7 protein-coding genes are annotated in these 6,643 nt (G+C 71.4%); 1 reads left to right on the top strand and 6 read right to left on the bottom strand.

Annotated features, from left to right (window positions below; all coding sequences use genetic code 11):
- Positions 1–184: 184 nt before the first annotated feature.
- From ACYC1Z_RS13450 to ACYC1Z_RS13440, 3 genes are all read right to left on the bottom strand, one after another.
- Entirely contained in the window at positions 185–1,198 is a 1,014-nt protein-coding gene (locus tag ACYC1Z_RS13450) for an ABC transporter substrate-binding protein (protein WP_461410031.1), read from the bottom strand.
- 317 nt (positions 1,199–1,515) lie between these two features.
- Entirely contained in the window at positions 1,516–2,244 is a 729-nt protein-coding gene (locus ACYC1Z_RS13445) for an ABC transporter permease (RefSeq protein WP_461410030.1), read from the bottom strand.
- A gap of 16 nt (positions 2,245–2,260) precedes the next feature.
- Positions 2,261–2,926: an ABC transporter permease gene (locus ACYC1Z_RS13440; RefSeq protein WP_461410032.1), complete on the bottom strand. Its 666-nt coding sequence runs from the start codon at positions 2,924–2,926 to the stop codon at positions 2,261–2,263.
- A 94-nt stretch (positions 2,927–3,020) separates the two neighbouring features.
- On the opposite strand from ACYC1Z_RS13440, the gene ACYC1Z_RS13435 reads away from it, so the two are divergent.
- Positions 3,021–4,109 carry an ABC transporter ATP-binding protein gene (locus ACYC1Z_RS13435; protein WP_461410029.1) on the top strand — a complete coding sequence of 363 codons (1,089 nt, stop codon included), beginning with the start codon at positions 3,021–3,023 and terminating at the stop codon, positions 4,107–4,109.
- A gap of 31 nt (positions 4,110–4,140) precedes the next feature.
- Here the strand turns inward: ACYC1Z_RS13435 and ACYC1Z_RS13430 are convergent, their stop codons facing one another.
- The 3 genes from ACYC1Z_RS13430 to ACYC1Z_RS13420 form a co-directional block, all read right to left on the bottom strand.
- Positions 4,141–4,956, bottom strand: a complete 816-nt coding sequence (locus ACYC1Z_RS13430; protein ID WP_461410028.1) for a MetQ/NlpA family ABC transporter substrate-binding protein — start codon at positions 4,954–4,956, stop codon at positions 4,141–4,143.
- A gap of 134 nt (positions 4,957–5,090) precedes the next feature.
- Positions 5,091–5,792, bottom strand: coding sequence for a methionine ABC transporter permease (locus ACYC1Z_RS13425; protein WP_461410027.1), 702 nt, complete (start codon positions 5,790–5,792; stop codon positions 5,091–5,093).
- Positions 5,789–6,643, bottom strand: an 855-nt coding sequence (locus ACYC1Z_RS13420; RefSeq protein ID WP_461410026.1) for a methionine ABC transporter ATP-binding protein, incomplete at its 5' end; no start/stop codon positions are given. The genes ACYC1Z_RS13420 and ACYC1Z_RS13425, both read right to left, overlap by 4 nt.

Below are 6,643 nucleotides of genomic sequence, written 5' to 3'. Positions count from 1 at the left end.
CTGACCGGCCCCGGAAGGATTGCGCTGCCCGCTCGCCTCATGGTGGCGAAACTATCGGAGGGCACCGACGCCCCGCTCACGCGACCACATCGGCCCGTTCAGGCACACACGCCGGTCGGCACGGTGCCGGGAGCCCGCACACCGGTCGGTGTGCGGGCTCCCTGCTGCCGGCTCGCGGTGGGGATCAGTTCGTCGCGAGCGCCGCATCGGAGGAGAACACCATGCCGACGGCGATCGCACCGGACGTCAGCGCCTGCTTGGTGAGCGGGCCACCGGCGTCGAGCGAGACGAACTCGGCGAAGTCCAGGCCGTAGGTCTGCTCGAGGCCCGGCTCGCAGAACGGCCGGTCGGGGCACTCCACCGGGCCCCCGAGCACGAGGCCGGAGCACGCCTCGGCGAGCTCGGAGAGGGTGGCGACGCCGTGCTCCTCGGCGAAGGCCGCGGTGACGGCGTAGGCGTTCTGGTCGGCCGCCGCGGAGGGCTGGCCGAACGTCAGACCCACCTGCTCGCCGAGCGCCGTGAGATTGGTGACCGTCTCATCCAGGTCCGCGCTCGCCTGCGGGTTGCTCGCGGCGGCGTCGGCCCCGTTGATCTTGGCGTTGAGGAACTCGGTGAGCGTGCCTGTGTACTCGGGGACGACGGTGAGCTCGCCCGACTCGAGGGCGGGCTCGTAGGTCTCCCGGTTCCCGATCGTGCGGACCTCGACGGTGTAGCCCGCCGCGGTCAACGCCTGGGCGTAGAGCTCGGCGAGCGTGGCGGACTCGGAGAAGTTGCCGGCCCCCACGACGACGTTGCCGGAGCCCGACGTGTCCGTCACCTCGATGCCGGCGTCGGTGAAGTAGGCGTCGGCAGCCTGGCTGGCGGTGTTGCGCTCGACGTCGACCTGCTTGTTGAGCTCGATGAGGGCCGGGGTGTCGAGGCTGGCGGAGACGGCGTCGAGCGCGGCGATCATGGCCGGCTGCGCCGCGGAGGCGTAGATGGCCGGGATGACGTTGTCGACGGTCTGGAGGTTCTTGTCGTCCTCGAGCACCACCAGTGCGTTGTCCGCGACCGGGGCGCAGGCGGCGGCTGAGGTCACCGCGGACGAGGTCGCACCCCCGGTGGTGGGGGTCCCGCCGCCGGACGAGCCGGGCGCCCCGCAGGCGGCGAGAAGCAGCGTGATCCCGCCGGCGGCAGCGATGAGACGTGGCGTGCGCATGGATGACCTCCTGCTGCGGCACGCATGGTGCCTCGTGGACATGACCGGGTTCATTCGAGCGTGCGGGCGCCGCCACCGCAAGGTGGGACCCATGATCGGACGGCTTTCTTTGCGCAATCGTGATCTCCCCGGTCGGTTGGTGGGGGTGCCGGCGCTGGGGCCTGGCGCCGCCGGCTCACCGATCCCACCTCCGGGACCGTGCTGGACCTCTGCCGTACCACCTACCGGCCACCGGTCGACCTCGCCTCCTTCCGCGTCATCGGGCCGTTGGGCCGATCAGCGAGGCCCCCGGGCCGCCCCCGGACCATGCCTTCCGATCAGGCTGCGGGCTGGATCACCGGTGCGCGGCGACGCCGGCGACGCTGCTGGCGCAGCGGCGTCGGGGTGAGCACGTGCTGCCCGTAGGCGAGCAGCGCCTCGATCCCCAGGGACAGGACGACGACGAGCAGCGCGCCGGCGAGCGCCTGCCCGAACCGCTGCGTGAAGATCCCGTTCGAGATGACGAGCCCGAGTCCGCCGCCACCGACGAGAGCGGCGAGCGAGATCGTCGCCACCACCTGCACGACGGCGGTGCGGATGCCGGCCCCGATCAGCGGCAGCGCGAGGGGCAGCTCGACCTGGAGGAGCAGCCGGGTGGGCGACATGCCCATCCCGCGCCCGGCGTCGCGCGCGTCCGGGTCGACCTCACGCAGCCCCGTGTAGGTGTTCGACAGGATCGGCGGCACCGCGAAGATCGCGACGGCGAGGATGGTCGGCGTCTGACCGAGCCCGAGACCGGCGGTGAAGATCATGAGCAGAGCCAGCGTCGGGATCGCGCGGGTCAGGTTGGCGACGCCGACCACCGTCATTCCGCGGTTCCCGCCGTGCCCGCCGTTCCCGGAGTGCCCCAGCCACATCCCCAGCGGGAGCGCGACGACCGTCCCGAGCGCCACGGCGACGAGCGTCATCCACAGGTGGTCCCCGAGCAGGTCGAGGATGCCGTTGCGCTCGGTCCAGCTCAGGGGATCGTTGAGGAAGCGGACCGCGTCCGACAGCACGTCGCTCATCAAGGGCTCACCACCATCAGGCGGCCCTCCGGCGCAGCCACGGCGTCACGGCGCGGCCGAGCAGCAGGAGCACGACATCGGCCACGAGCGCCACCGCCAGGCTCAGCAGCGTGGCGGTCATGATCTCGGCCCGGTACCCGGAGTTGAAGCCGCGGTACATGAGCTGGCCGAGTCCGCCGTAGCCGACCACCACACCCACGGTCACCAGCGCGACCGTCGTGACCGTCGCCAGCCGCACGCCCGTGATGATGGCCGGCAGGGCGAGGGGCAGGTCGACGGCGACGAGCCGCCGAGACGCCGAGTACCCCATCCCCTCCGCCGCGTCCGTGACCTCGTCCGGCACGGACTGCAGCCCGACGAGGATGTTCCGCACCAGCACCAGCATCGCGTAGGCGACCAGGCCGATGAGCACGGTGGTGCGCCCGATGCCGGTGAACGGGACCAGCAGGCCGAACAGCGCGATCGAGGGGACGGTATAGAGCACGGCCGAGCCGCCGAGGACGGTGGCCGCGAGCGCGGGCCGGGCCCGGGCGAGCACGGCGAGCGGGAGCGCGATCGCCATGGCGATGAGCACCGCCTGCAGGGTGAGGCTGACGTGCTGACCGGTCAGGGTGACGATGTCCGACCAGTTGTTCTCGACGTAGCGCCACGACAACCACGGGTTGTCCACCGCCGCACGCATCGGTCCCACCTGCACGACCGTACCCCGCCGCCCGCACGAGCGCCCCGGCGTACCCCTCCGCCCGCACGAGCGCCCCGGCGGGTACCGTCGTGGGATGCCGTTCGATCCGGGTCATCCCCTCATCCGCTTCGACGGTGTGCGGAAGGCGTACGACGACGGCACGGTCGCGGTGAGCGGGCTCGACCTGGAGGTCTACGAGCACGAGCTGCTCACGCTCGTCGGCCCGTCCGGATCGGGCAAGTCCACGCTCCTGCGCATGGTCAACCGGCTCGTCGAACCCACGGCCGGCCGTGTGCTGCTCGACGGCGAGGACGTCGCCGGGCAGGACCCGGTGGCGTTGCGCCGGGGCATCGGGTACGTGATCCAGAATGTCGGGCTCTTCCCGCACCGGACGGTGGCCCAGAACATCGCGACGGTCCCCGGCCTGCTGCACTGGGACCGGGCCCGCACCCGGGCGCGGGTCGACGAGCTCCTCGAGCTCGTCGGGCTGGACCCGGCGGCGCACGGCCCGCGGTACCCGCACGAGCTCTCGGGCGGTCAGCGGCAACGCGTCGGGGTGGCCCGGGCGCTCGCCACGAACCCGCGCGTGATGCTGATGGACGAGCCGTTCGGCGCCGTCGACCCGGAGGGCCGGCGCGCCCTGCAGTCGGAGTTCCGACGCATCCACACCGAGCTCGGCACCACGGTGCTGCTGGTGACGCACGACATCGACGAGGCGGTCGGGCTCGGCGACCGCGTCGCGGTCTTCAGCCAGGGCGGCCACCTCGAGCAGATCGCCGCACCCGGTGAGGTGCTCGCCGCACCCGCCACCGCGTTCGTGGAGAACTTCATCGGCGCCGCGAGGTCGTTGCGGATGCTCGCCGTCACCACGCTGCGTGCGCAGGATCTCGAACCGGACGCCGCAGCCGGTGAGGACGGCACCCGCACCGTCGATCAGGACGGTGCCCGCACCGTCGACGGTGCCGCAGCGACACCAGCCCTCGGTCTCGGCGAGAGCCTCGAGGCGGCCTTCACCGCGCTCGCCGCCAGCCCGGACGGGGCGGTCGAGGTGCACGACGGAGCAGGCCGGGCCACCGGGCGGCTCACCTTGGCGGGGCTGCACGCGGCGCTCCGCCGCGCCATCCCGCAGGATCCTGCGGCCCCGCGAGGCCAGCCCGCCCCGGAACGTGGCACCGCCCCCTGAACGGCTCCGTTCAGGGGGCGGTCCGGGTCGATCACTTCGCCGGGATGATGATCCCGTCGTACTCCTCCTCGAGCCACGTGGCCACCTCGTCCGAGGTGAGCAGCTCGTAGAGCTTCGTGATGCGCGGGTCGTCGACCAGCTCGGGCGTGGTGGCGAGCACGTTGAAGTACGCGCTGTCGGTGCCCTCGGCGAAGATCTGCTGGTCGGCGGTCAGGCCGGCCGGCATCGCGAACGCGGCGGTGACGATCGCAGCGTCCTGGTCGTTCACGGCCTGGGGCAGTGAGGCGTTCTCGATCTCCATGAAGTCGATGTTCTTGGGGTTCGCGGTGATGTCGGCGAGCGTGATGGGCTCCTCGGTGACCTCGATGAGGCCCCGCTCGGCGAGCAGCTTGAGCGCGCGGCCCTCGTTCGTGGGGTCGTTCGGGATAGCGATGCTCGCGCCGTCGGGCAGGTCCTCGAGCGTGGAGTATTCGTTGGAGTACAGGCCCATCGGCGGGAGGTAGACCTCGCCGACGCTCACCAGGTCCGCCCCGTTGGCCTCGTTGAACGTCTCCAGGAAGGTGGTGTTCTGGAAGAGGTTCGCATCGACCGAGCCCTCCACGAGCGCCGGGTTGGGCGTGTTGTAGTCGCTGAACTCGGTGAACTCGATCGTCAGCCCGGCCGCGGGGGCGAGGTCCTGGGCGAGGAAGTTGAGCATGTCACCGGCGGGCACGGCCAGGGCGCCCACGTGGACGACGTCGGAGGCCGCGCCGGCACCGTTGTCCGCCTCGGACGTGCCGCACGCGGCGAGGCCGAGAGCGAGGGTCACGGCGGTGACGCCGGTGAGCAGGGTGCGGGTCTTGCGCATCGTGTGGATCCTTTTGTCGGTTGGGGCGGAAGTGGTCTCGGTCGGTGGGATGGGGGTTGGCGCACTCGGGCGATCGCCGGGGCGGTGCGATCCGTCGGGCTGTCGCTCAGCGGTCAGTGATCGGCGGTGGCCGATCAACGGTGCGAGAGCCTCTTGGCCAGGTGGTTCCCGGCACTCTGCAGGATCTGGACGATGACCACCAGGATGATGACGACGACGAGCATGTACTCGATGCTGTAGCGCTGGTAGCCGTAGCGGAACGCGACGTCGCCCAGGCCGCCACCGCCCACGGTGCCGACCATGGCCGAGTAGGCGATGAGCGAGACCACCGTGGTGGACAGCCCGAGCGTGAGCGCCGGCACCGACTCGGCAACGAGCACCTTGGTGAGGATCGTCCACCGGGTGGCACCGAGGGACTCCGCCGCCTCGACGACGCCGGCGGGCACCTCCCGGATGGCGATCTCGACCAGTCGGGCGAAGAACGGGATCCCGGCGACGGTCAGGGGCACGATCGCCGCCGTCGGGCCGAACCCGGTGCCGACGACGAGCCGCGTGACCGGGATCAGCAGGATCATCAGGATGATGAACGGGATCGACCGCCCCAGGTTGACGACGACCTCGAGAACCCAGTTGACGACCACGCCGACGAACCGCGAGCCGAAGGGCTTCGCCAGCAGCCCGTCGTCCTCGGTCGTGACGAGCAGGATACCGATGGCGAGGCCGAGGACGACGGTGAGCAGGAGCGAGATCAGCACCATGTAGGCCGTCTGCCCGGTGGCCTCCCAGACCACCTGGAACATGTCCGACCAGAAGCCGGGATCGGTGCGATCGATCACCGGACCACCTCCACGAAGAGTCCCTGGCCGCGCAGGTCGTCGATGGCCGCTCGCACCTGCTCCGGGCTGCCCGGGATCTCAAGCCTGGTCCGGCCGGTCTGCCGGTCACCGTGGATCGTCTGGATCGCGGCGCCGAGGATCCCGACGTCGAGGCCGTGGCTGCGGGCGAGCTGGGCGACGACCGGCCGGCTCGACGTGGTCTTGGTGAAGGTGATGTCGACGATGGTGGTGCCCCGGTCGGGCGGGAGCTCGCCCAGCTCGAAGAGGGCGGCGGCCAGGCGTGAACCCTCGGTCGCGAGGAGGTCGTCCACCCGCCCGTGCTCGAGGATGCGTCCGTCGGCCATGACGGCGGCGGAGTTGCACGCGCGCTTGATCACGTCCATCTCGTGAGTGATGAGCAGCACCGTCAGGCCCAGCTCCCGGCTCAGGTCGCGGATGAGGTCGAGGACGGACCGCGTGGTCTCGGGGTCGAGGGCGGAGGTGGCCTCGTCGCTGAGCAGCACGCTCGGGTTGGTGGCCAACGCCCGGGCGATACCCACCCGCTGCTTCTGCCCGCCCGAGAGCTGGGCGGGATAGGCGTCACGCTTGTCGTCGAGGCCCACGAGCTCGAGGATCTCCCCGGCCCGACGGCGCCGCGCCGCGCGGTCCTGCCCGGCGATCTCGAGCGCCAGTTCGACGTTGCCCCGCACCGTCCGCGAGCTCAGCAGGTTGAAGTGCTGGAAGATCATCCCGGTCTTGCGCCGCGCAAGGCGCAGGTCGCGCCCGTCCAGTGCGGAGACCACGGCGCCGTCCACCGTCACCGTGCCCGAGTCGGGGCGCTCGAGGGCGTTGATGAGGCGCACAAGGGTGCT

Source organism: Georgenia sp. (assembly GCF_054605595.1).
The sequence above is the reverse complement of the archived record's forward strand: the minus strand, read 5'-3'. Positions and strand labels throughout refer to the sequence as shown.